This window comes from Marinoscillum sp. HNIBRBA16962, from assembly GCF_057801515.1.
The window spans coordinates 5,933,599-5,958,942 of record NZ_CM173603.1; the positions used below are offsets into that span (position 1 = coordinate 5,933,599).

The 25,344-nt window shown below is 44.6% G+C and carries 25 protein-coding genes; 12 read left to right on the forward strand and 13 right to left on the reverse strand.

Going from position 1 to position 25,344, the window contains the following annotated elements; genetic code table 11:
- Positions 1-22 precede the first annotated feature (22 nt).
- Together AC3E9V_RS24670 and AC3E9V_RS24675 are read left to right on the forward strand one after the other, a co-directional pair.
- Entirely contained in the window at positions 23-1,591 is a 1,569-nt protein-coding gene (locus tag AC3E9V_RS24670) for an NAD(P)/FAD-dependent oxidoreductase (protein ID WP_488750838.1), read from the forward strand.
- A gap of 68 nt (positions 1,592-1,659) precedes the next feature.
- Positions 1,660-2,556: a hypothetical protein gene (locus AC3E9V_RS24675; RefSeq protein WP_488750839.1), complete on the forward strand. Its 897-nt coding sequence runs from the start codon at positions 1,660-1,662 to the stop codon at positions 2,554-2,556.
- Here AC3E9V_RS24675 and trhA read toward each other — a convergent pair whose 3' ends face one another.
- The 4 genes from trhA to AC3E9V_RS24695 all read right to left on the reverse strand — a co-directional run bounded on the left by trhA (position 2,557) and on the right by AC3E9V_RS24695 (position 5,762).
- Positions 2,557-3,195, reverse strand: a complete 639-nt coding sequence (trhA, locus tag AC3E9V_RS24680) for a PAQR family membrane homeostasis protein TrhA (protein ID WP_488750840.1) — start codon at positions 3,193-3,195, stop codon at positions 2,557-2,559. It abuts the gene before it with no gap.
- Between the two features lie 220 nt (positions 3,196-3,415).
- A complete protein-coding gene (locus tag AC3E9V_RS24685) occupies positions 3,416-4,417 on the reverse strand; it encodes a patatin-like phospholipase family protein (protein WP_488750841.1) in 1,002 nt (333 codons plus the stop codon).
- 17 nt (positions 4,418-4,434) lie between these two features.
- Entirely contained in the window at positions 4,435-5,271 is an 837-nt protein-coding gene (locus AC3E9V_RS24690; protein ID WP_488750842.1) for an N-acetylmuramoyl-L-alanine amidase, read from the reverse strand.
- Positions 5,268-5,762 (reverse strand): holin family protein, encoded by a 495-nt coding sequence (locus tag AC3E9V_RS24695; RefSeq protein WP_488750843.1) that lies wholly within the window; start codon positions 5,760-5,762, stop codon positions 5,268-5,270. The genes AC3E9V_RS24690 and AC3E9V_RS24695 overlap by 4 nt, the downstream gene beginning before the upstream one ends.
- Positions 5,763-6,175: 413 nt before the next feature.
- Here AC3E9V_RS24695 and AC3E9V_RS24700 point away from each other — a divergent pair, with 413 nt between their 5' ends.
- Positions 6,176-7,063, forward strand: coding sequence for a DUF4382 domain-containing protein (locus AC3E9V_RS24700; RefSeq protein ID WP_488750844.1), 888 nt, complete (start codon positions 6,176-6,178; stop codon positions 7,061-7,063).
- A 547-nt stretch (positions 7,064-7,610) separates the two neighbouring features.
- Here the strand turns inward: AC3E9V_RS24700 and AC3E9V_RS24705 are convergent.
- Together AC3E9V_RS24705 and AC3E9V_RS24710 are read right to left on the reverse strand one after the other, a co-directional pair.
- Positions 7,611-7,946 (reverse strand): hypothetical protein, encoded by a 336-nt coding sequence (locus AC3E9V_RS24705; RefSeq protein WP_488750845.1) that lies wholly within the window; start codon positions 7,944-7,946, stop codon positions 7,611-7,613.
- A gap of 60 nt (positions 7,947-8,006) precedes the next feature.
- Positions 8,007-8,777 (reverse strand): AMP nucleosidase, encoded by a 771-nt coding sequence (locus tag AC3E9V_RS24710; RefSeq protein WP_488750846.1) that lies wholly within the window; start codon positions 8,775-8,777, stop codon positions 8,007-8,009.
- 402 nt (positions 8,778-9,179) lie between these two features.
- Between AC3E9V_RS24710 and AC3E9V_RS24715 the strand changes: the two genes are divergently transcribed.
- The 3 genes from AC3E9V_RS24715 (at position 9,180) to AC3E9V_RS24725 (ending at position 12,222) form a co-directional block, all read left to right on the forward strand.
- Positions 9,180-9,857, forward strand: coding sequence for a response regulator transcription factor (locus tag AC3E9V_RS24715; RefSeq protein WP_488750847.1), 678 nt, complete (start codon positions 9,180-9,182; stop codon positions 9,855-9,857).
- A complete protein-coding gene (locus AC3E9V_RS24720; RefSeq protein ID WP_488750848.1) occupies positions 9,854-11,269 on the forward strand; it encodes a sensor histidine kinase in 1,416 nt (471 codons plus the stop codon). Before AC3E9V_RS24715 ends, AC3E9V_RS24720 begins: the two co-directional genes overlap by 4 nt.
- A gap of 68 nt (positions 11,270-11,337) precedes the next feature.
- A complete protein-coding gene (locus tag AC3E9V_RS24725) occupies positions 11,338-12,222 on the forward strand; it encodes a hypothetical protein (protein ID WP_488750849.1) in 885 nt (294 codons plus the stop codon).
- A gap of 136 nt (positions 12,223-12,358) precedes the next feature.
- On the opposite strand, the gene AC3E9V_RS24730 is transcribed toward AC3E9V_RS24725, so the two are convergent.
- From AC3E9V_RS24730 to AC3E9V_RS24755, 6 genes are all read right to left on the reverse strand, one after another.
- Positions 12,359-13,249 (reverse strand): patatin-like phospholipase family protein, encoded by an 891-nt coding sequence (locus tag AC3E9V_RS24730; RefSeq protein ID WP_488750850.1) that lies wholly within the window; start codon positions 13,247-13,249, stop codon positions 12,359-12,361.
- Positions 13,250-13,251: 2 nt separating this feature from the next.
- Positions 13,252-13,650: a type VII toxin-antitoxin system HepT family RNase toxin gene (gene hepT, locus AC3E9V_RS24735; protein WP_488750851.1), complete on the reverse strand. Its 399-nt coding sequence runs from the start codon at positions 13,648-13,650 to the stop codon at positions 13,252-13,254.
- A complete protein-coding gene (gene mntA / locus AC3E9V_RS24740; RefSeq protein WP_488750852.1) occupies positions 13,643-14,053 on the reverse strand; it encodes a type VII toxin-antitoxin system MntA family adenylyltransferase antitoxin in 411 nt (136 codons plus the stop codon). Before mntA ends, hepT begins: the two co-directional genes overlap by 8 nt.
- 103 nt (positions 14,054-14,156) lie before the next feature.
- Positions 14,157-17,081 (reverse strand): FAD-binding and (Fe-S)-binding domain-containing protein, encoded by a 2,925-nt coding sequence (locus AC3E9V_RS24745; RefSeq protein WP_488750853.1) that lies wholly within the window; start codon positions 17,079-17,081, stop codon positions 14,157-14,159.
- A gap of 102 nt (positions 17,082-17,183) precedes the next feature.
- Complete coding sequence (locus tag AC3E9V_RS24750) at positions 17,184-18,017, reverse strand: endonuclease/exonuclease/phosphatase family protein (protein ID WP_488750854.1); 834 nt, start codon at positions 18,015-18,017, stop codon at positions 17,184-17,186.
- Positions 18,017-20,035: an alpha amylase C-terminal domain-containing protein gene (locus AC3E9V_RS24755; protein WP_488750855.1), complete on the reverse strand. Its 2,019-nt coding sequence runs from the start codon at positions 20,033-20,035 to the stop codon at positions 18,017-18,019. The genes AC3E9V_RS24750 and AC3E9V_RS24755 overlap by 1 nt, the downstream gene beginning before the upstream one ends.
- 282 nt (positions 20,036-20,317) lie before the next feature.
- Here AC3E9V_RS24755 and AC3E9V_RS24760 point away from each other — a divergent pair, with 282 nt between their 5' ends.
- The 6 genes from AC3E9V_RS24760 (at position 20,318) to AC3E9V_RS24785 (ending at position 24,738) form a co-directional block, all read left to right on the forward strand.
- Positions 20,318-21,058, forward strand: a complete 741-nt coding sequence (locus AC3E9V_RS24760; protein WP_488750856.1) for a serine hydrolase domain-containing protein — start codon at positions 20,318-20,320, stop codon at positions 21,056-21,058.
- Positions 21,051-21,524, forward strand: a complete 474-nt coding sequence (locus tag AC3E9V_RS24765; protein WP_488750857.1) for a serine hydrolase domain-containing protein — start codon at positions 21,051-21,053, stop codon at positions 21,522-21,524. Before AC3E9V_RS24760 ends, AC3E9V_RS24765 begins: the two co-directional genes overlap by 8 nt.
- A gap of 5 nt (positions 21,525-21,529) precedes the next feature.
- A complete protein-coding gene (locus AC3E9V_RS24770; RefSeq protein WP_488750858.1) occupies positions 21,530-22,138 on the forward strand; it encodes an RNA polymerase sigma factor in 609 nt (202 codons plus the stop codon).
- On the forward strand, positions 22,135-22,923 hold the full coding sequence (locus AC3E9V_RS24775; protein ID WP_488750859.1) for a HEAT repeat domain-containing protein: 789 nt from the start codon (positions 22,135-22,137) through the stop codon (positions 22,921-22,923). The genes AC3E9V_RS24770 and AC3E9V_RS24775 overlap by 4 nt, the downstream gene beginning before the upstream one ends.
- A gap of 145 nt (positions 22,924-23,068) precedes the next feature.
- Positions 23,069-23,911, forward strand: coding sequence for a DUF4097 family beta strand repeat-containing protein (locus tag AC3E9V_RS24780; protein WP_488750860.1), 843 nt, complete (start codon positions 23,069-23,071; stop codon positions 23,909-23,911).
- A gap of 11 nt (positions 23,912-23,922) precedes the next feature.
- Complete coding sequence (locus AC3E9V_RS24785) at positions 23,923-24,738, forward strand: DUF4097 family beta strand repeat-containing protein (protein WP_488750861.1); 816 nt, start codon at positions 23,923-23,925, stop codon at positions 24,736-24,738.
- 65 nt (positions 24,739-24,803) lie between these two features.
- Here the strand turns inward: AC3E9V_RS24785 and AC3E9V_RS24790 are convergent, their stop codons facing one another.
- The gene (locus tag AC3E9V_RS24790; RefSeq protein ID WP_488750862.1) at positions 24,804-25,337 is read right to left on the reverse strand and encodes a hypothetical protein; all 534 of its coding nucleotides are present in this window, start codon (positions 25,335-25,337) and stop codon (positions 24,804-24,806) included.
- Positions 25,338-25,344 lie beyond the last annotated feature (7 nt).

A 25,344-nucleotide genomic window follows, 5' to 3' on the forward strand; every position in this document is an offset into this window, starting at 1 on the left:
AATAATGGATTAGTTTTGCAGGATGCGCGAATTTAATATCGTAGTACCTCCCCATATCGGGTTTAATGAGCAAGAGCTTGAGACTCACCTAAAACGGCAGGGAGAGCTCTCTGAAGGGGAATTTTTCGGTATTCTTCGACGATCCGTAGATGCCCGCCAGCGTCAGGTTAAAGTCAATTTACGCATTCAGATTGATGAAAAACCCATAAAAACAATATTTGTAGAATACCATAAAAAAATACGGGATGTTTCCACTGCTCCGGAGGTAATTATCGTAGGAGCGGGGCCTGCCGGGTTGTTTGCAGCCATAAAAGCTATAGAAAATGGCTTGAGACCCATTATTCTGGAACGTGGAAAAGACGTGCAATCACGACGAAGAGACCTGGCTGCTATTAACAAAGAGCATATAGTAAATCCGGAGAGCAACTATTGCTTTGGTGAAGGGGGTGCTGGCACCTATTCTGACGGTAAGCTGTATACCCGCTCTAAAAAAAGAGGAAGCGTACGTCGCATTTTTGAGATCTTTGTAGCCCATGGCGCTCCCGAAGAGATTCTCACAGAGGCCCATCCCCACATCGGGACAAACAAGCTGCCCAAAATCGTTACTGCACTCCGCGAAACCATTGAAGATGCCGGCGGGAAAATGCTTTTCAATGCCAGGGTGGTAGATTTTATCATAAAAGAGGATTACATACAGGGTGTACTGCTTCAGGATGGCACCAAAATTACCGGTATTGCCACTTTACTGGCCACGGGCCATTCTGCCAGGGATATCTTCAGGCTCCTGGACCGGCATAAAATTCTTATCGAATCAAAACCATTTGCCCTGGGCGTACGGGTAGAGCATCCACAACAGCTGATAGATCAGATCCAGTACCACTGTGACGACCGGGGGCCCTATTTGCCAGCTTCCTCATACGGCCTGGTAGCCCAAACACACTATCAGAAAAAAGAGCGAGGCGTTTTCTCCTTCTGTATGTGTCCGGGTGGCTTCATCGTACCTGCAGCTACTAACCCGGGTGAAGTGGTGGTGAATGGAATGAGCCCGTCAAGGCGGGATAGCCGATTTGCCAACTCGGGCATTGTAGTGGCTGTAGAAAATGAAGACTTAAAAGCATTTAGCAAGTATGGTGATCTGGCTGCCATGGAGTTTCAGGCTATGGTGGAACGAAAAGCCTGGGAACTGGGTGGCCAAACACAACAGGCTCCCGCCCAGCGACTGGTTGACTTTGTAGATGGAAAAGCCTCAAGTCAGCTTTTAGAAACCTCCTACCAGCCCGGGCTCACTTCCGTATCTATGGAGGAAGTCTTGCCTGAATTTATCTCTAGCAGACTAAAAGAAGGCTTTAAGGCTTTCGGAAAGAAAATGAAAGGATACCTGACCAATGCAGCCCAGATAGTGGGAGTGGAAAGCCGCACATCGTCACCCGTCCGCATACCCAGGCGTGAAGATACGCTGGCGCATCCCCAGATCAAAAACCTCTATCCTTGCGGAGAAGGTGCCGGATATGCCGGCGGTATTGCCTCTGCCGCTATGGATGGAGAAAAAGTGATGGAAGCAATCATTACAACCCTTAACATCAAAAAGTAAAAAGCCTTCCAACGTGTTTTGATTTTAGTGGGTCTTTTCCGTTAATTGGTACCCAAACTCTTAAACCCTTGAAAAAACCCTTCTTATTCTCCATCGCAATGGTAGCCATAATTACTACCTCACAGCTGAAGGCTCAGGCACTTCAGGATTCTACACTTTATTCTGTAGAAATGATGGACGGCAATGAATTCATTGGCTTTAAGCTATCCGAAAACCCGGAAAAAATCGTACTTAGATCAGAAGTATATGGTGATATCGAACTGCGTCAGTCTAAGATCAAGCGGATTGAGGCCATTCCGGATCAGCAGATAATTGATGGTGCGTACTATTTTGAAAACCCACAGGCCACCAGGTATCTCTGGGCTCCAAATGGCTATGGGTTAAAAAAAGGTGAAGGCTACTATCAAAATGTCTGGATCTTTTTCAACCAGGTGGCCTTCGGGCTCTCTGATAAATTTTCTCTGGGTGGAGGCATGATCCCGCTTTTCTTTTTCAATGGAGGTCCCACCCCGATCTGGGTCACGCCTAAGGTATCCATCCCAGTTGTAAAGGATAAGTTTAATGTAGGAGGTGGGGCACTGCTGGGCACTGTCCTGGGAGCAGAAAGCAACTTAGGAGAAGAAATGCATTTTGGAATTTTATATGGTCAATCCACTTTTGGGTCAAAAGACCTAAATCTCAGCATTGGAGCAGGTTGGGGTTATTCCGGGGATGGTTTTGCTCGCCTTCCTACATTTACAATGAGTGGTATGATGAGGCTTGGGCCCAGAGGTTACCTCATTTCAGAAAACTACTTCATAAATCTCGAAGATGAGGGCTTCACCCTCCTGTCCTTAGCCGGGCGAAGTATAATTAACAAAGTAAGTCTTGATTACGGTCTTTTCTTTCCCATAACCTACGGCCAGGATGTTTTTATCGCCATCCCATGGCTTGGCCTGGTTACACCATTAGGAAGAAACAAATAGTTACAGCAGATAGAAAATAGAAAAGAAATGTGAGGCCGTACCTATCAGAACCCACACATGGAAGATGGCATGATTAAAAGCCAATTTGTGTAAAGAATAAAACAACGCGCCAATAGTGTAGCTGATGCCTCCTATCAGCAAGAAAATCAATGACTCAGTTGGCAGGCTGCTTACAAGTGGCCTGGCCGCAATTACAGCCACCCACCCCATTAAGACATAACCAATCGTAGAAATGCGGTCAAACCTCCCGGCGAAGAAAAATTTCAGGATCACACCTGTAAGAGCTAACCCCCAGGTGATCCCAAAAAGCACCCAGCCCATCGTACCATTTAGGGCTACAAGACAATAGGGTGTGTAGGTGCCAGCAATCAAAACATAGATTGCCGAGTGATCAAAGACATTTAGCTTTTTCCTGAGCTCCTTTTTTCTAGCCGAATGATACAGTGTGGATGCCAGATAAAGCAAGACCATGCTGCTGCCAAAAATACTAAAGCTCACAATATGCCAAACCGTACCATAAATACTGGCAAAGGTGACCAACAGAGCAAGACCCCCAACGCTAAGGATGAGACCCAAAAGGTGACTCAGGACATTAAAGATCTCCTCTTTATACGGATAATAGGTTATGGGTCTTTTCATCTTCACTTTTCACACTAAACGAAATCCAAAGACCTTTGATTCATTAAGCTGCCTGTAAAATTTTCTTTTCGTCATTTTTTGGACGACACCATCCAGCTAAGGGATTTGGTCATCCAGTCAGTTTGCCGGAGTACAGCTTTCACATCTTAAGGTTGAAAGTAAGTACACCGAGAAAGATGTAAAAACGGACATGAAACCCGCTTAACTTAAATGGTATGATTTACATTTCAAACCACTTTTCCAGCTTGGCTTTGTTTTCCTTAAACAATTGTTTCCCAAAAGCACGCAAGGCTTCCATGTTTGTCCTGGTGGCACAATCCATAGCCGGATCCACGGTGTCAGGCATATAGCCGTTCACCCGGCAGTACTGCTCAACATCGGGGAGAGTCTCAAAGATCTGCTTCAGGTAAAAATCATCCACCTCTACACTACCGGACATCATGATGTCCACAATGGGCTTTACCCAGCCGGCCATTCCCCAGTCCTTGGCTTCCTTATAAAAATATTTCTGCTTATGAAATCCCGTGCCCAGAGATAGAATTTTCATGTCTTTTGCCGTGCAGGGCTTACCCTCTTCGTTCTGAAACTCAGCTTTATTTGATCTTAATTCTGAGTAAGCCACCATTGATGGATTATTCACAAAGACACCCCCGTCAATCAGCACAAAAGGGTGGCCCATTTCATTGTTTATTTTAGCACACTCAAAATAAGTGGGCGCTGCAGAAGTGGCTCGTGATACATCCTTGATCTTAAAGTTGTACGCCGGATCCTGTTTTGCTTTATGCTGGTAAAAGAAGTGACCTTTGCGATGTTTGATATCATAAGAGGTTACAACTGTAGGCCTTAGTAGGTCCTTCAGCCACACGTCACCGAAGTACTCCTGCAGGGCATCCTCTATTCCGTCATCCGGGTACTTCTCATCCACGAGCCCTCCCAGCGATTTGATCTTATGAAACAGGGAAATGCTGAATATCTCATCCCCTTTATCAAAGTAAAGATCTACCACTTCCTGTGAATTAAACTTTGGTTTTTTGGGGTTTTTAGGGTCCGGGCACAGGTATGCACAGGTGAGAATACCACCAGTGCTGGTGCCGGTAATCAAATCAAAGTAATCAACTACTTTGAACCCGAAGGCCTTTTCGGCCTCCACAAGGATGGTACCGGGCACAATACCTCTTATGCCTCCACCATCAATAGACAGTACTTTCTTTAGTTTACTCATGATTTAGACGGTAATTTTTAATAGGTTTTCAAATAATCGCTACTTACCCATCCCTCAGTCTCCACTTTTACTTTGCACCAGCTGCCCTGGCGTTCCAGGATTTTTACCATAGTGCCTTTAGGCAGCGGTTTTGTGACAGTGCCGGCATTTATTGATGGTGAAGAGCGGATATTCAGCAGGTTTGCAGTCACATAACCGGAAGCTGTGGCCTCCAGTGCCACTTCCTCGAATGATTCAGGATCATCAGACTCCCGATCCTGGTAAAGCAGGGAGTTTCTCAATTTATCAAGAGGGAAAGCAGGCCCGGGATCTACCTTCCTTCCGGGAGATATCTCCTCGTGGCCCACAATCGTCTTGATACCGTATGAACTTATAAGTAGCTGGCAAAGATCCATGGTCGACATTACTTGTTTCTCTGTAAAAGCCTGCCAATAGGTTGGTTTGTCTTCATTCCTGTGTGTGGCACACACCACATCTTCATCTTTTACCATTGTCCCAAACCAGGTAAAAAATCCACTCTCACGCTTTTCCAACCTACCAGGGTTATCTATCTCTATGCCTATGCTGTATTTATTCAACCCATACCGATCACCCCACTGACTTTTACCTGCGTGCCAGGCTATGGTATCAAAGGGGACGAGCTGAATGATCTCACCCTTTTGACCGATGATTATATGAGCGGAAGCCTTGGCATCAGGATTACACAGCCAATTTGCGGACGAAGCTGCTGATCGTCCTCCGGTAAAATGAATAACGAGGGTGTCCGGCAAATTGTCGCTAAACTTCCCACTGCTATTTGGCGATTTCTTTTGGGTGACCTGGTCACCCTCGAGCAAGTGTTTGACTACCTTCATCCTACTGGTCTTTCTTGATCCACCTTGACTGCTCCCGACCCGGTAATTGCATTGGTCACCTTGTTGCGGACGCCTGCCTTCTCCACCGTTCGACCGATACCGTAGACACTCACCACACTACCCCATGCCCACCAAAACTCCTCGGGAAGGGTAATTTCAGGCTGCGAATTGCCACTGATGTAGGTGATCAACGGCAAGAAGACATAAACGAGAAAAATAAAAAACAGCCCTGCGTAAACGACACTTGGGCGGGCACGCTTGGTATAATTATCCCCTTGAGCCAGTTCAGCTTTCATTACCTCAGCCTTGGCACCCAGCTCTTTACGATACGTTTCCTCCAGCTCACTCTCCTGCCGCTGAAGCAAGGCTTCCATTTCCAGCTTAAACTGGTTTTTCTCATTAGGGCTCAATTTGAACTTGCTGATAATGTTATCAGCACCATCCAGGACTCCCTTAAGTCCTCCTCCAAAAATTTTCGATAAAAAACTCATAAGATTAGGTCGGATATTTTCATAAAAAATTGAACTTCAGATACTTATATATCAAATGATAATAAAACGGGAACAATTAAAGCCGATTGTGTATCAAATGATATAAAACTGAATGATTCTTGTATCAAAGTATGAAAAACTGAGTTGGGAAACAATACCCTAAATGGGGTAAATCGAGGGGCAGGGTTTTTCAAACTGAACAGGAATTTCTCGTTTTGAGAAAAATTTGATAACTGTGTATTTCGTAAGTTACTTGTTATCAGCTCTTTAAGAAAAATTTTTAGTTTGGCACACATTTCGTCTATTAGAATGCCAAAAGGCGGTAATTGGGGTCCCGAGTTGGAAAGTCTAGTGACTACTCTCGGGATCCTTTTTTTAGAACCATTATTAAAACCACAAATTTTCAAACAGCTATGAATTTTAAATTGAAATTATTAGGGATTTTTCTTGCGGCGGTTATAGTCATAGCCAGCTGTGAAAACTCTGAAGATCCAGCCAATATGAATGAGCCTGCAGATGTTCAATTCAAACTGATAGATAATCCGGCCAACTATGAGGCTGTGCTTATCGATGTGCAGGGACTGGAATACAAACTGGACACTGCTGATAAAGAGGGTGATTCTGAAGAAGAAGAATCTGAAGATAATGACTCTGACAGCAGGCTGGCAAACGATGACGATGAAGGCCAGTGGCATACGGTGGAAATCGAGCCAATGGTGTATGATCTCCTTGAGTTGAATAATGGTGCTGAAGCATTGCTTGCTGATGTAGATATTGAGCCGGGAGAGCTCAAAGAGGTCCGTCTTATCCTGGGTCCTGATAACAAGCTGGTCACTGACGGAGACACAGTAGATCTGACAGTACCATCAGGAGCAGAATCCGGTCTGAAAGTAAAAGTAGATGCGGATATTGAATCAGGAGAAGAGTACGAAGTTATTATTGACTTTGATGCGGCTAAATCTGTGGTAAAGGCCGGAACTTCAGGCAAGTATCTATTAAAGCCGGTAATAAGAGTTTCTATTGTTGGTGAAGGTGATGATGAAGAATTTGGAGGAATCTCCGGAGCAATTTTGCCGGATACCATATCAGCAGTTATCTGGGCAATAAACGAGGACGAAGATAGCGTCTCTACCACGACCGAAGGTGACGGATCATTTTTGATAGAAATGTTGGAAGAAGATACCTATTCAGTAGTAGCAGTGCCTGAAGAAGAATCAGGATTTAGCAACATCACCGTAGACCCTGTAGAGGTTCTTGGAGGTGAAACAACTGAACTGGATACGATAAGATTTGAAGAGTAGTTATTGACTCTTGACGAAAATGCTGGACTCCAGCATTTTGTCAGGCCGCTACAGCGGACTTTTAAAGATAATGAGCCTTTAGCTCATCCCGTAGATCTGCCCCGGAGAAGCTCCGGGGCTTTTTTTGTTATAAGGTTTCACCCTTGTTGAGCTATGACAACTATTCTGGTTATACTGCGGTTAAGCCGATAGAATCTAAGCTAATCGCTTTATAACCACGGAGATAACGGAGTTATGAGGAGAAATTTTTTATATTAAACCATCGCCCCAAGACCGTGTCTTCACGATCTGTTTTATCAACATAGAATTTGGGGCACGACAGTTTTCATTTCTGAGTGTTCCCAACAATTTTCACACAAAAACAAATTTTGCTTATAAACATTCCCCTACGCCCCTTTTTCTAAAGGGGAATATTGGTGTTTTTGTGTGAAAATCTCTTATACGCCAGGGTCATTTTTTGCAAAACTGTCATACTCCTTAGAATTTCGTGGAGACACGAAATTGGGCGCAACTAAAATCAATAAGATAGTTCCGGGAGCGGTTAAAGTTATTTTCTGCGAATACAAACCAACTCTTTCAATGCCTCACGGCAGGGATCGTCCTTGGGAAGCTCTGTATACTCGATGTAGACTGAAAGGGGATAATCGGCCTGATCCAGGTCATTGGTTTGGAAATAATCGCGAAGTACAGGGTTGTATTGAACCCTGACGGTGTCCATTTCTTCTTCCATAAAAAAGGTGAAGTAGTTACCGCAAACCTGGCTTGTGGTATCCTGGTCAAGTAGCATGGCAGGCGAATCGCAGCGGACAATGATCACATCTCCGGACTCACAGGCGGCAAAGATCAATAAACTTAATACGGCAATTGTAACCTCTTTCTTCATGGTTGTTGGCTTTAGGCAATAAGTGATCGCTCTAACCAAAAGCAAAAATCAGGCCTGTTTTTAGAATTTCAGGTGTTTTACCGTTTGCGAATTGTTGATCAGCTGTTTTAATGAGTCCACACCGATCTTCAAATGTTGTTCTACATACTGTGAGGTTACTTTTTTGTCACTTTCATCCGTTTTTACGCCATCAGGGATCATGGGAATATCCGAAACCAAAAGAAGCGCTCCGGCAGGCATTTCATTGGCAAAGGCTGCTGTAAAGATGGTAGCGGTCTCCATGTCAATGGCCATGGCACGGATCTTTTTCAGGTATTTTTTGAATTTTGAGTCATGCTCCCAAACACGGCGATTGGTGGTGTAGACCGTACCGGTCCAGTAGTCCTGGCCATACTCACGGATGGTGGTGGATATTGCTTTTTGTAGTGCGAATGCAGGCAATGCAGGCACTTCCGGGCGCATGTAGTCATTGGAAGTCCCCTCACCACGGATAGCCGCAATGGGCAGGATCAGGTCCCCGACCTCATTCTTCATTTTCAGACCGCCGCACTTCCCGAGAAACAAAACCGCCTTAGGGTCAATGGCTGCCAGGAGGTCACAAACGGTAGCCGCATTGGCTGAACCCATCCCAAAGTTGATGATGGTGATGCCGTCTGCCGTAGCACACTGCATGGGGTGCCCTTCACCAATGACCGGCACCTTGTTCCACTCAGCAAAGAGGTTCACATAGTTCCTGAAATTGGTCAGCAGGATGTATTTCCCAAACCCTGCTAGCGGCTGGCCGGTGTACCGCGGAAGCCAGTTAGAAATGATCTCGTCCTTCGTTTTCATACCTGCAAAGGTGGCGAAAATTTGACATGAAGATATTCAAATGTAGCTTTTATTCCCGGATACCTGTTCTTTAGAGAAGGTTTTCCAGGAGCTTCCGCTTCCAACTTTACCGTTCTATTGTATGCTAACTGAGCTAGCAGACATGAATGAATGGTTATCGGTCAGGAAATGCGGAAAGCATTACCAACAACTCAAAATAAGAATAAATCCCGAAGGGATGAAATATTTATTAGACATAGACAATAAACCATCATCTAAACCCTGAAGGGTGATATAATTATAATGCCACCCCTTCAGGGATGTTGCTGGCTGTGTAGCCCTTTTGCGCTCTCATTCAGTACATGAGAAATATCTGTTCATTGGTATCAACTAAATGAGACACTTTTACGTACTCAGCATACCATGTTACATATCCTGGTTATCGAAGATGAGGTAAAAGTGGCTAATAATTTAAAGCAAGGGCTCGAAGAGCAGGGATACAAGGTGGATATTGCGTATGATGGGGATACCGGCCTAAGGCTGTTCAAGCAAAAAAACTTTGACTTATTGCTGGTGGATGCCATTCTGCCAGGCAAAAACGGATTTGAATTATGCAAAGTGATCAGATCGCTTGACCCAAATGTCAGGATCCTTATGCTTACGGCCCTGGGATCAACTGATGATAAAGTTGAAGGGCTGGAATCAGGAGCAGACGATTTTATGGTAAAGCCATTTGATTTTCGTGAACTGATTGCACGCATTCGAGCTATTACAAAGCGTTCAGCCTTTTATTCTCAGTCTTCGGTAATACAAATAGCAGACCTGCAACTGGACATTGGGATGAAGACCGCTACCAGATCTGGCAAAAAAATAGAACTCACTGCAAAAGAATACAGCCTGCTGGAATACCTCATGAAAAACAAGGGAAGGGTAGTATCAAGAATGGAAATCACTGAGAAGGTTTGGGACCTGGATTTTGATACTGGCACTAATGTGATCGACGTATATGTAAATATCCTTCGGAAAAAAATCGATCGGGATTTCGAACAGAAACTGATCCATACGCGCGTAGGGATGGGTTATTACCTGGATGAGGAATGAAAAGACTGACTACACGCAGGATATCCGTTTTTCAAATGAAGATCAAAGACAAACTTACGTTAAGGTTTGTTTTGACTTTTGCCACCATCTGGGTCATTGCTTCACTGGCTATTTATTATTCTTCAGCAGCTTTCAGGCAGGAAGAATTTTATCAGCGACTGGAATCAAAAGCAAATACTGCTGCAAAGCTGTTGATAGAGGTTGAGGAAGTAGATGCTTTGCTCCTGCAAAAAATAGAAGCTGCAACCCCTATCAGACTTCCCGGGGAGAAGATCATCATTTACGATTATAACAATAAAGAATTGTTTAGCACAGATAGCCAGGACTCCATTAAGATGAATGAGGAGCGGTTTAATGAGATTAGACTCGAGGGGGAGGTGAAGTGGAAGCAGGGTCAGGTAGAGGTTTTGGGAATTCTTTATACGGATCGGTTTGACCGCTTTGTGGTGGTGGCTGGCGCCAAAGACCTTTATGGTATTCGGAAACTGGACAACCTGCGGAATATCCTTTTGATCGTATTCTTGTCATCCCTATTTATCATAAGCTTGGCAGCACGGCTCTACGCCGGGAAGGCCCTTCAACCCATGTCGGAAGTAGTAGAGGAGGTCAATCAAATTGGTATTACGAACCTTGACAAGCGCGTTTCGGAGGGCAACGGAAAGGATGAGATTGCCACTCTGGGCATTACCTTCAACCGGATGCTGGACAGGATCCAGAGTGCCTTCATGAGTCAAAAAAGCTTTATCACCAATGCCTCTCATGAATTGCGTACACCTATGACAAGTGTGTTGTCTTTAGTAGACGTAACACTTCTTCGGAAAAGAACACCTGACAGTTACAGACAGTCTCTGGCATCTGTTCGGGAGGAAATTAAAAAGCTCTCGGATTTGACAACTAAACTACTACTGCTGGCCAGAGTAGATGCTTTTAAGGAATCCCTGCACCAGGTCAGGGCGGATACTACATTGTGGCAGGCCGTGGCTGAGGTCTCGCAGAATTTCACCAACCTGATCCATGTAGATTTTGATGCCAAAATTGATGATGACCTGCTCCTGACTATTCATGGTAGTGAACAGTTGATCAAAAGTGTTTTCTTAAATATTCTGGAAAATGCCTGTAAATATTCAAGGGGTCAGGATGTCCATGTGACCGTTAGCTCCATGAGAGGCCAGCTCCTTTTCAAGGTGGCAGATTCGGGTATTGGTATGTCCCCGGATGACCTTAAAAAAATCGGAGAACCATTTTTTAGGGGTTCAAACACCGGAGAATTACCTGGAAGTGGTATCGGCCTGAGTATTGTGAAAAAGATTATTGAAATTCATCATGGCTCTTTCGAGTTGTCTTCTGAACTGAAAAAAGGTACCACAGCTACGATCTCTTTACCCACACATTCCGATTTAATCGTATTTTAATCTCCTGCTTAGGTGGAGTTAATCCCTTCACCGTTCATACACTCAAATTAAAGAGAAAACCTAAAGATATGATTACAAGATCAAGGGAGAATGTTACTGCGGTGACGGTAACCCTCCTATTAGCTGTTGCTACCTTTTTTGCTATTTATTTCTATTCAGTGAAAAACGGTACAGAAGAAGCCCTCGTCACTGAGCAAGTAAAAGCAGAGAAAATGCTATCTGAAAAACTGGCCCTTTCCAAGGAGCTGGAAAAATTGAAAAAAGACGTAGAGACCTATAAAGGCAAAAACAGTGAACTGGATAAGAAGCTGGCAACCCTTGAAGGGCAGCTGAAGAAAAAAGAAGCAGAGTTGAAAACGATAGCCAGGAATGATAAGGCTCTAGTTGATTACAAAAAGCAGATCAGTGAATTACAAGCTCTCCGAGACCAATTGAACGAAGATGTATTCGGGTTGAAAGACCAGCTGTTGACTTTACAAAATGAAAACTCCAGTCTGAAAAATGCGCTCTCAGCAATGGAGGTCAGTAACGAGTCACTGGCTGACCGAAACTATGTGCTCTCACAATTTATTGCCAATAATTACGGTACAGAAGCCCACAAGAAAAGGGAAAAGCTCACTGTAAATTCGAAAAGGGCAAAAGCGATTGTTCTTGGCTTTGACATCCCAATGGATGTGACTGAAAAACTGTCTTTTACAATCACTTCACCGGATGGGGGGAAAGTCGCCAGTAATAATTCCAAAACTATAAAATACGCTGTGAAGGATGATTTTGAATTCAGTAACTCTGAAACCGTTGTCAGCACAACAGGAGTCATCACCTCACAAACAAATGGTAACAAGAGAGTGGTACTAACTTATAAGCCGGAGCGTAAACTAGAACGAGGAGTTTATAAGATCGATATCTATGCGGAAAACAATTACGTTGGAAGCAGCCAAATAAGGTTAAAATAATTCAGGCGGTAATTGAATTGGGTCATCGAAAGGTGGCCCTTTTCTGTTTTCATGATGCCTAACCTGTAACACGCCGAAATAACAGAAAAACACAATCAAGAAGCAGAGAGATGGGAATAATTTTCTCTGGAAATTATTAGCTATCCAAAACCTTCTTCCCCTCCAAAGTCTCCTCACATGCCTTCCTTCCGGCAGAGATCATCTCCTCGGTTTTGTAAAATTCAAACGTGCCACAGGCATCTCGTGAAACATTGATTAAAAGGTCCGGGCGGTGTTTTTCCAGAACAAGTTGAGTGAGTTTATCCTGCATCAGGTCAATGGACTGGTTGAGCAGGTCGAAAAATCCCAGCTTCTTGGCCGTCTCGCCGGAACCTGGGAGCAGTTTGTTCCAATGGTTAAGGAAATTCTGGATCTTTCGGTTGTACGAAGCGACTTCTACGGCTTCCTTGACTTTGCTCTTTACCTCTTTCTTGTAAGGGATCATGGCATTGGTATTGGACACCACTAGCAGATCACCCTCCATTCTTTTCACATGCTCCATTGGGATGGGATTGGTGACACCTCCATCTATCAGCTCACGTCCTTTGTAAATCACGGGCTTGATCACCGTGGGGATTGCCACCGAAGCTTTGATCGCCTGATACATGCTCCCGGAATTAAATACAACCTCTTTTTTATTCACAATATCCGTAGCAACTGCTGTGAACGGGATCTGCATCTCCTCTATTCTGCAGTCGCCGATGATTGCTTCGAGTGTTTTGAAAACGCGCTCTCCTTTGATAAACCCCTGAACAGAAAAGGTAAAATCGATGAGCTTAAACACATCCACCCGGTCAAGGTTCAGCGCCCATTTTTTGTACTCCTGAAGTTTACCAGCTGCATAAAATGCCCCGATCACCGCCCCTATGGATGACCCGGAAATGGCGCTGATCTCATAACCATTTTCCTCCAATGCTTCGATCACTCCAATGTGGGCCAGCCCTCTGGCACCACCGCTGGACAGTACAAGCGCTACTTTTTGGGACATATTCAGGTAATTGTAACAAGAATTTTTGCAAATGCTTCCAGGTGAAGCAACTTCTTGGTGATAATAGATTCAATCACATCCATATTGAGACTGGCATAATCATGAATGGCCAGATTCCGAAACCCAACCATTTTCTTCAGCTCCACACTTAGCTCAGGATTAATCAGATCACTATTTTCAAGTAGATCGAACAACTCCCTGGTCATTTTTGGCATCCCTAATTTTTTGATCCTTACTAAATGGGATGCCGCATCGATCGCGGCCTGACAGGCACGTTCGAGATTCAACAGCAAGGCATCCTGATGAGAGTAATCGTTTTTCCAGTCTTGGCGGCCTTCCTCACGAATCCTCACCATACAACGCTCAATAGTTGTCGCCTTGGCTTGTAGCACATCATCCATAGATTCTTCCGGTTTTCGCCACCTTCTCTAAAATCTCTTTGCGATCATCATTAAAGGTAAGATACATACTGTAAACCAGGGAATCCCACGCCTCGGCTGCCTGATAATCGGCCTCATAAACGCGAATACCTGCAGAAACGACCTGCATTTTCAGGACCATACTGGCAACCTTCAAATCAACCAGATCTACTTCCCTCTTTAGTAACTCCGCAAGCTCATACTTCAAATCCCAAATAAGCTTATTTCCAATGGTATCATCAGCTAAAGCTGCCAGATCTACATCACTCTCATCGGTGTAGGTGTCTGTCACTCCACTACCGAATAGATAAACTGCCCGAAGTGAAGGTACTTTTGCCTGCAACAGGCTTACAACCTGATCGATTTGATTTTGCTTGAGGATCATGGGTTAAATTTAGTGGATTTGATCACTACGGCAATAAGTATCTTCCGGCAACCCTTAATTCCTGGAAACTACCTCCTGGATAAAATACCTCAAACAAATCACCTCACACCAAAGCCTCCCACAGGATCTCTACGGGATGGCTTGATTTACGTCCTGTCCCGTCTTTGATCTGGTGTCGGCAGCTCGTTCCTGCCGCTGCTATGATCACCTCCTCTGGCTGTTTTCGTACCTCTGGAAAAAGGACCAGCTCACCGATTTTCATCGAAAGATCAAAGTGCTCTTTCTCATAGCCAAATGAGCCTGCCATACCACAACAGCCGGAGGGGATCAGGTGGACTTCATGATTGCCCATGCGTGTAAGGATCTTCTTCACAGGGGTAAGTGATGACAAAGCCTTTTGCTGGCAATGCCCATGCAACTTGACAAGTCCGCCATTTTCTTTGAAAAGGTCCAGTCTGATGTTGCCCGCATCCAGTTCTTTGGCCAGAAACTCCTCCACCATGAAAGTGTGTGTAGCAATATTCTGTGCAGCCTTTTTCTCTTCACCTCTCACCAGGTCCGGATACTCATCCCGGAATGTCAGGATCGCACTTGGCTCCACGCCGATCAGCGGAGTATCCACTGTGATGAGGTCTTTGTAAGTGTTGATGTTTTTTCTGGCCAGTTTTTGTGCCTCCCTCAGCAATCCCTTTGACAAAAAGCTGCGTCCCGACTCTTCATGCTCCACAAATTTTACTACGTACCCAAGCCTGTCCAGAAGTTTCACCGTAGTGATACCAATCTCTGCCTCATTGTAGTTCAGCAATTCATCAATAAAAATGTAGACCGTCTTGATCGGATCTTTTACCGTTGGAATAAACTGCTTTAAAAACCATTTCTTCCAGGTCACTTTTGAGATGGCCGGCATGCTCCGGTCCTGAGCAAATCCCATAATGGATTTTGCCAGTGTAGAAGTTACCTTATTGCCAAAAGTGAATTTATACCCCCACGGAAGCGCACTTGCCAGCTTCATACCTCCGGAGAAATTGCCAATAAGTCGGTTTCGGAAAGGAACACCCTTCTCTTTGTAATACTGGTACTGCCACTCCTGCTTCAACTTGCCCATGTCTACGTTAGAGGGACACTCAGACTTGCACCCTTTACAACTCAGACACAAATCCAGCACTTCTTTTATCTCTTCATGCGCAAACGGGTTGGGCTGCTCCGAGCGAGTAAGCATCTCCCGCAGGATGTTCGCACGAGCGCGGGTAGTATCCCGCTCATCCCTGGTGGCCATATAGCTGGGACACATTGTGCCTCCACTCAGCTCGGTCTTACGGCAGTCTCCGGACCCATTGCATTGCTCAGCTGCACGGAGGTAGCCAAGTGTATCTGAAAAATCAAGTACTGTATCAAACTCTTTAGTCTGCTGATCTTTCTCGTACCGCAAGCTGGTATCCATTGGAGGAGTGTTGACAATTTTCCCGGGATTGAAAATGTTTTTCGGATCCCAGGCCTGCTTGATCTGCTTGATCAGTTGGTAATTATGCTCTCCTACCATCTGCGGGATAAACTCTCCGCGCAGGCGTCCATCGCCATGCTCACCGGAGAGTGAGCCTTTATATTTTTTTACCAGGGTGGCAATTTCTTCTGCTATGACACGAAAAAGGCGCACGCCATCACTTGTTTTCAGGTCAATGATGGGGCGCAAATGAAGCTCCCCGGATCCGGCATGTGCATAGTGCACACAGTACAGGCCGTGCTTATCCAGAATTTTATTGAAGTCAGCAATGTAAGTCGGCAGATCCCGAACATCCACTGCCGTATCCTCGATGACCGGAGCTGGCTTGGCATCTCCCACCACGTTGGAAAGCAAACCCAGGCCTGCTTTCCGCAGACCCCAGACTTTTTTGATATCGTCACCCGAAATGACCGGGTAGCTGTAGCCCAAATTGTTTTTCTTCAGGTCAGCTATCAGGGCATTTGCCGCAGCATCAGCCTCCTCCTCACTTCCTTTGGTGAGCTCAGCGACCAGAATAGCCTGCGGATCTCCCTCCACAAAAAAACGGTATTCCCGATAGGTGATATTTCGTTTAGTAGCTTCCAGGATATAATGATCCATCAGCTCACTTGCCGTAGGCTGATGAGCCAGTACGGTCAGGTTCGCCCTTAATGATTCATCTATGGTTTTGCAATGGATGCACACCAGCCGTTTATGAGGCGGAGTAATCCTGGAGAGTTTGATTTTCGCTTTTGTGACAAAAGCCAGCGTTCCTTCCGAGCCTGCTATCAGCTCACAGAAGTTGAAAGGCTTTCCTGCATTATTAAACGGCTGCATACGGGCCAGCAGATCGATGGCATAGCCGGTATTTCGTCGTTCAACGCTGGCTTTCGGAAAACCTTCTTCAATACATCTTCGGTTATCTTCATTGGAAAGCATCTCCCGGATCTGAAAATAGGTTGTAGCTTCCAGCTGCCCTGAAGTACCCATACCATTGGTCCGGGCGAGGAATGCCTCGTCATCCAGCGAACCGAAGGAGGTCTTGTTGCCATCGGCCAGAATGACCTCTACTTCCAGCAGGTGTTCACGGGTACTTCCGTAAACCACGGAGTTGGCCCCGCAGGAATTGTTGCCGATCATGCCACCGATCATGGCACGGTTGGCTGTGGAGGTTTCCGGAGCAAAAAAATAGCCGTATTGCTGTAAATGGTCATTCAGGTCGTCCCGCACGATCCCCGGCTGCACCCAGGCCCAGCCTTCCTGCTCATTGACTTCCAGTACCTGGTTGAAATGCTTTGATACGTCAACGACAATACCTCCACCCACCACCTGTCCGGCAAGGGAAGTACCGGCTGTTCTTGGTATTATGGAGGTGCCGTTTGCATCTGCAAATTTTACCAGCCGAATGATATCCTCATCCGTTTTTGGTATGGCTACTGCTATGGGGATTTCCCGATAGGCTGAAGCATCTGTAGCAAAAAGTTTTCGGGTAGTCTCGTCAGTGAAAAATTCACCTTCCAGCTCTCCCTTTAATTGACTAAAATCCATGAGTATTTATGCGCTCAAATATCCCAGAGGGATAAGAAAATCTATTTTTTACCAACCATTTTTTACCAGGTGGTAATTTACCTACAAGTAAAAAACTTATGATCAATCCTTAAATGAAAGTGAACAAAAAACAGGAAAATGATCCGAAATGTACTTCTGATCATAAGAGTCTGTGAGAACAGCATATTTGAGCACCTCTATCTTATTATCATTGACAGCTATATAATCGATCCGTCTTTGAGGCGTCTCGTCAAACTTAAAACCATTGAAAGTAGCATCAGGACCAAACACAACACCGGCTGCATCCCTGGTATCTTTCAACTCTTTTTTCATTTCCAGAATCGGATCATCCTGTGGTTGCACATTGAGGTCTCCCATCAATACGACCGGAAGATTTTGGGAATTGAATTCGTTGATCTTTTTCAGGATCAGTTTCATGGAGTTGACGCGGGCTTCCTGGCCCACATGATCGAAATGGGTATTGAAAAGCCAGAATTGTTTGCCGGTGACCGCATCCTGAAAAAGCCCGTAAGTACAGACCCGGGGCAGGGCAGCATCCCAGCCAACCGACGGCTTCTCAGGAGTGGTGGACAACCAAAAGGTGCCACTCTGCAGCAACTTGAAGTTTTCCTTTTTGTAGTAAATGGCGCTAAACTCGCCTTTCTCCCACCCATCATCACGACCTACCCCAATATAGCTGTAGGCCCCCAGGGCTTCATCCAGATACTTTACCTGATTGGGCAGCCCTTCCTGGATCCCGAAAATATCAGGCTCATAAAATCGAATTTGATTCGCTAACCGGTCTTTCCTGTTGGTCCATTGATTCTCGCCATCTCCGCTATAGTCCAGCCGGATGTTGTAAGTCAAGACTGTCAGGTCTTGCCCAAATCCCATAAGGCTTAATGTGAGGAAAAATCCAAAGAGAGTCCGCTTCATTATTTAATCTTTTTGAGCACCAAAGCTACGCGACTTGGAAGGTAAACACTGAGGAAAGTTTCTCCAAAAAGAGTGACTGTCGGGTAGGTCATTTCATCATCGATCCGGTCGTAACCACCAAACTCACCACGATCAGAATTCAGGATAATCTTGTATTTTCCGGACTCAGGAACCTTAAACCGGTAATCCGGAACAGAATTGGTTGGTGAAAAATTAAAAGCGAAAATCAGGTTATTCCGTTCAAAAATGATCGCTTTATTGGTTTCGTCCATATTGAGTTGCTTAGCTGGCAGGGATGCCACAAGCCTTTCCTCTTTAGCAGTGCGAACCATGGCCGCACCAAAGTTGTAGAGGTATTGGTATTTGAGATCCGGGTGTTCCTGAAGATTCCACTGCCTGCGAGCGTACTTATAGCTCCAGTTGTTTCCTTCCCGCGGGAAGTCCACCCATTCGGGATGACCAAACTCGTTTCCAATAAAGTTTAGCCAGCCTTCCCCACCGAGGCTTAGTGTAAAAAGCCTGATCAGCTTATGCAGTGCGATTCCCCGGTCAACAATCAGACTTTCATAATCTTTGTGCATGTGGGTATACATCTCCTTATCCATCAGCCAGAATGCGATGGATTTATCACCCACCAGCGCCTGGTCATGCGACTCTGCGTAGGCGATTGTCCGCTCACCATAACGACGGTTGGAAAGTGTCTCCCACATTTCGTGAATGTTCCACTCCTCATCTTTCTTGTGCTTGAGCATCTTGATCCAGTAATCAGGGATACCCATAGCCAGGCGAAAATCAAACCCCAATCCACCTTCCTTCACCGGCCGACATAAGCCGGGCATGCCACTCATATCTTCTGCTATGACAATGGATTTAGGCTTGAGCTCCTTGATGAGCGTATTAGCGAGCTGGAAATACGTCAACACATCCCAGTCCACATGGTCAAAGTATTTATCATAGTTGTCAAATGAAACATCGCCATGATGAAAATAAAGCATGGAGGTCACTCCATCATACCGGAACCCGTCAATATGGAACTCCTCTATCCAGTATTTTACATTGGAAAGCAAAAACCGGAGAACCTCTTCTTTGCCATAGTTAAACAGCTTGGAGTCCCATAAGGTATGAAAGCCCCGGCCACCTTCATGGAAATACTGATCATCCGAACCGTCAAATTCATTGAGGCCTTCGGCGATATTTTTCACCGCATGAGAATGCACGATATCCATGACCACCGCGATACCCATGCCGTGAGCTTTATCAATTAGGTATTTCAGATCATAAGGTGTCCCGAAACGGCTGGACGGAGCAAAGAAATTACTTACATGATATCCAAACGAGCCGTAGTAAGGATGCTCCTGAATGGCCATAACCTGGATGACATTGTATCCCTGTTCTTTAATTTTCGGCAGGACCTTATCGGCAAACTCCACATAGGTACCAATCCCTTCTTTCTCCTGCGCCATCCCTACATGGCACTCATAGATGTACGGGTTTTCATGCGCATCATCGGGCTTAAATGATTTATCGGTCCATTTGTAGGGCTTTGGTGGGTCCCACAGCCGGGCAGTAAAGTCGTAAGTCTTTTCGTCCTGGGTTACGTATCTGGCAAACGTCGGAATCCGATCTATTCCCCCTTTGGCTCCCTTCACGTGCACTTTTACCGCACTCTCATGAATCAGTTTATCCTTGTGGTCTTTATCCGCTAAGAAAATTTCCCAAACTCCATCCTCACGACGCTCCATTGGGCTTGCAGTACGGTCCCACTGATTAAAGTCGCCTATCAATGAAACGGACTCTGCCTTTGGAGCCCATTCGCGATACCACCAGCCCTTTGCTTTTTTATCATAATTAAAACCAAGGACCTGATAACCGGAGGCAAAAGCATCCAGGCTACCGTATTTCTTCTCTATCTGAGCCTTTCGGTCTTTGTATCTTTCGACCCTGTTTTTGACCTCCTCTTCATAGGGAGATAACCATGGATCATTTTTTACCAAAATGGGCGTTTCCTTAGATGCCATACTTCTTCATTCTCTGTTATTTGTAAGATACTGATCAATCTTTCCGATCCCAAACAAACTAATCAGGATGCAATTCTATTAAAAATTTTGTAACGAATATCTAATTTAATTAACAAATGCTCATGTCTAAGGGGTAAACACTTTCCACTACATAAGTGTTGCAAAAACATTTCTAAAAGCAGATCGCTCCAATTCAATTATTTTACTTTTTTAATGTAACCTCTCAAAAAAGGTGCAGTTACCCTCATGTTAGTGGCAATCAACACAAGCAAAAACATTCTTATGAAAAAATTAAATCCTATTATAATTTCAGTCCTAATACTACTTTCTTCCTGTCAACCCAAGAAGAACGAAAGTGGTAGTGATGTTGCTGTGGATAAAAAAATAAATTTTCAAAATAGAATTGAAAATAACATCTATCCAATCAACGAAAAGGGCGAAGATGATTCTGTGGCGGTTACGCTGACATCCCGAATGAACGATTTAAATGTCCCTGGGTTAAGTATTACTCTTTTCGATAATAATGAAATACTTTGGTCAAAAGGTTATGGCGTAAAAGATAAAAATTCTGGAAAACCTGTAACTGAAAACACTCTTTTCCAAGCAGCTTCAATTTCAAAACCTGTAACAAGTGTGGGCGCATTTAAACTAATAGAGGAAAATAAATTTTCTCTTGATGAAAATGTGAATTCAAAACTGATAAGATGGCAGATTCCTGATAACGAATTTACTAAAAACGAAAAAGTTACAGCAAGAAGAATTATGAGTCATACATCTGGTTTAGGAACTTATGGTTTCCAAGGCTATAAACAGCAAGACTCCATTCCAACATTAAAACAATTATTGCAAGGGAGCGAAATGACAAATTCTGAACCTGTGCGAGTAATTCAAAAACCAGGGGAATCAGAAATATATTCTGGTGGAGGAATGACAGTTCTTCAAATGCTTATGGAAGACGTTACAGGAAAGGAATTTTCTGATTTAATGGATGATTTGGGTGCTAAACCCAACGCAAATGCATAATAGTTCCTTTGATTATCCTTTACCGGAAAGATTAAGTGGTTTAACATCTATTGGATATGACGAAAAAGGGGATGCAATTAATGGAGGGTATCACATATATCCGGAGAAAGCTGCCGCAGGGCTTTGGTCAACATCTTCTGACTTAGCTCGATTTATGATTGCTTTAGGAAAATCGTATAGGGGTGAAGATAATAACTTATTGAAACAAAGTTCAGCACAAATCATGATGACACGAGTACCAAACGCAGGTGGAACCGGAATTGGTATTGATGGAGAAGGAAAGGCGTTTCGCTTTAGACATACTGGTGGAAACGCTGGTTTTAGTTGTTATGCTGTATCTTTTGCAAATACAGGACGTGGAGTGGTCATTATGACAAACTCTGATAATGGGTTTCATCTGATACACGAAATTGTAAGAGCAGTTGCCAGAGAATACAACTGGTCTCCTATGTTTATGCGTGAATAGGGCCAATGAAAAGTAGAAATATTGGGAGAAGGAAGGCCGCCAAACGAAACTCAGACTCGATATTGGATTCACTGGATGATCATTCACTTATGCTGAAAGTAAAGGCCGGAGACGTGGAGAAGCTCGGCCTGCTCTTTCATCGGTACAGTCGCCGGTTGTTCGGTTTTTTCTTCCGAATGACCTCCGATCAGGCTACCAGCGAAGATCTGGTACAGAATGTATTTATGCGGATGCTGAAGTATAAACATTCGTATGCAGATACGGGGAATTTTGAATCCTGGACCTTTCATCTGGCCAGAAATGTCCATCTGGACCACATAAAGAAAAACAAAAGGTATCAGTGGCAGGAAGATATGATGACCTTGGAAGGCCACTTGAAAGATGAAGGCAATCAGGAATCCCTGATGCAAAAGACCAATGAGCTGGATAATCTGAATAAAGCGCTGAATGCACTGCCTGTGAAAAAGCGAGAGCTCATTGAGCTCACGCGGTTTCAAAAACTAAGGTATGATCAGGTGGCTGAACTACTTGGGATTACGGAAAGTGCGGTCAAAGTACGCGTACACCGTACACTAAAAGAATTGCGAGAGAACTATCTAAAACTGGACGGATGACAAAAATAACTGAAGAACAAGCCATTAGCTGGTGGATGGATCACCTGGCAGGTGAGCTGGACCCGACCGATAAGGAGACGCTGGATAAATACCTGGCAGAATACCCGAAACTCCACCGGGAGCTTAATGAAAGTGCATCCACCTGGGAGGAGCTGGGGAATGTCAGAGTACCCTCTCCAAGTCCTGAAATGGATCATCGGTTTCATGCAATGCTGACTGGTTATACCTCAGCTAAGGAAAAGGTGGATGTTTTAGCCACTCTTCGTGGTTGGTTGCAGGTGCATTGGCAGCCAAGTCTGGTTAGTTTGATCGTGGGGCTGGTAATTGGCTTTTTGTGGCTTCCTGAAGATGATAATGAAGTCAGGGCTCTTTCAGGTGAGGTTCAGGAAATGAAGAAAATGCTGATGCTCAGCATGATCGATAAGCCTCAGGCCCAGGAACGCATCAAGGCAGTCAATATGGTGAGTAGACTGAACAGCGAAGATGATCGAATTACTACCTCGCTCTTTACGACTTTAAATAATGATACAAATGTGAATGTGAGGCTGGCTGCTCTTGACGCATTGCTCCACTATGCGGATGAGCCTGCAGTGAGAACCAAACTGGTAGAGTCTATTGCCCTGCAGCAATCTCCACTGATGCAGGTGGCGCTGGCAGATGCTATGCTAATGCTCCAGGAAAAACAAGCCGTGGAGCAATTTGACAGAATCCTTGAGTCCAACCAGGTTGATGAAAATGTCCGGTCTAAGTTGGAATCAACTATTGAAACACTAAAGGAAATCTAATAGTAAAATGGCCAACGCCAATAGGCAGAGGCAGTAAGCAGTAAGCAGTAAGCAGTAAGCAGTGGGCAAGGTAAAATAGGCAAAATGCTAAAAGCCAAAGGCTAAGAGCTAAAGGCTAAGAGCTAAAAGCTAAATTTTTAAACACATGAAACCATTATTATTACTTCTTAATTTATTACCGCTTCATCACTTTCCTGATTTTAAAAAGGAGGTGAAAATAGCAGATGAACTTTCAGTTGGACCAAAGGTCACTGTAGTGGTTGATAATATTTTTGGTCAGGTGGAGGTACGTCAGGGGAGCTCTGATAAAGTATCTTATCGGGTTCTGAAAACCATCAGTGCGAAATCTCAGTCGCTATTAGACAAAGGCCTGAAAGAGCTTCAGCTAAAGGTGCTGGAGAGAAATGACTCAGTGATCTTTTATACTGATGCGCCATTTATTTGCCAGCACTGGAATGGCTGTGATGAAGGCAAGCACTATAACCGGGAAGACCCTCACTACGATTTTAAGCTGGACTACATCATCGAAATTCCAAAATCAGCCACTCTGGACGTTCAGACAGTCACAGATGGATCGGTTGAAGTTTCAGGAATAGAGGGGATGATCAAAGCCAGTAATGTCAATGGAGGTATCATGATTTATGGGGCTGTAGATGTGGCTGAAGCTGGCACGGTAAACGGAAATGTGGATATCCACTACAAAGAAGCACCAAAAATCGATTGTCGCTTTCATACCATCAACGGTACTATCAACATTTACTGCCAGGAAACCCTTAATGCAGTTGTCACTGCCAAAACCATGCAGGGAGAGCTCTATTCGGCATTTGACTATAAAATGATGGAGCCAAAGCTGGTCAAAAAGGTCAGCAAAAAGGGCAACACAACAACCTATAAGCTGGAAGAAACATTTGGATTGGAAATTGGCCAAAACGGACCAACACTCAGCTTCGAAACATTGAATGGAGATATTTATTTAAGAAAACTATAAAAGGACTAATCATGAAGCATTTTATAATAATTTCATTTTGCCTGCTACTTGCATTTACAGTATCAGCACAGGAAAACATCTCTGAAAAGTTTGCGATCCCGCTTTCCTCACCGGGAGAGCGGGGCAAAGTAGAGCTCAACCAGATCAATGGTGACATTACAGTGACGGGATATACCGGTAAAGAGGTAATCATAACAGCCACCGCTGTTGGAAACTCAAAGGATATGGATGAAGACAATGGAGATGCGAAGGTGCCGCCTGGCATGAAACGCATCAGCGCCAATCCGCTGGAGATCAGCGCGAAGGAAAAGTCCAATACCGTGTACATCGATACAGAGTCCTGGAAACGAAAGATCAATGTGGACATTCAGGTTCCCACGAAGACAGACCTGGAGTTGCACACAGTCCACGGTACTATTACTGTAAAAAACGTGAATGGTGCAATGGAGATCTCCGGAGTGAATGGCAAAGTAGAGCTTACGAATATTTCAGGATCGGTGGTATCTAACACCGTAAATGGCGGAATAACGGTTTTATTTAGTAGCATACAAAGCGGTGAACCCATGTCTTTTGTCACGCTGAATGGGGACGTGGACGTAACACTACCAGCTGCAACCAAAGCCACCGCAAAACTTCGCTCTGAACGTGGTGAGATCTATACGGATTTTGATATGGCTCTTGAAAGGGAAAAGCCAAATGTGAAGCAGGATGACGGAGAATACAAAGTCTCCATCAACGCCTGGGTTTATGGAAAAATAAACGGGGGTGGGCCGGAATACACCTTTAAAAATATGAATGGAAATATCATTGTCAGGAAAGGAGGCTGATATTGTGAGGCCGTCTCAAAAGTAGGTGAGACGGCCTCCTTTCCTTTTTATCACCGGAATCCGGTTTATCCATTTTCTAAAAACTCCATCTCTTCCATCAGCATCCACCCTTCTGTGTGACGACATTTTACCCACACCGCCTCATGTCCATTGATCATTTTAATCGTGGGCCTGAGTATTTCTACAGGATTTCCATTGGTTATGAAGAAATACCTGGATCTCAGCGACCCGTCTTCATTCAGGAGAAATGCTTTCCCGGACGGTGAATCAATATACGCATCAAACTTATCTTCAAAGTAAAAATCCAATACCCTGTTTGGCTGGATCTTCCAGTTTTTCAGATAGAATACTTCCTGCGTAGTATCCAGGATATAAACCACCTGCTCCATTTTGTACAATCCGTCAGGCGTTACCGCCTGAACAATGTGTTCTCCCTGACCGATCGTAGGGACTTTCCTGATGTCATCGGCTTCAAACTGACCCAGGTTTTGGCCATCCAGCTTCACAATAGCCGGACGGTCTATTCTGATCAGCAGGCTCTGACTATAGCCACTCAGGACTAAAGCAGTCAGCACTAAAATCAATACTATTTTTTTCATAACTTAT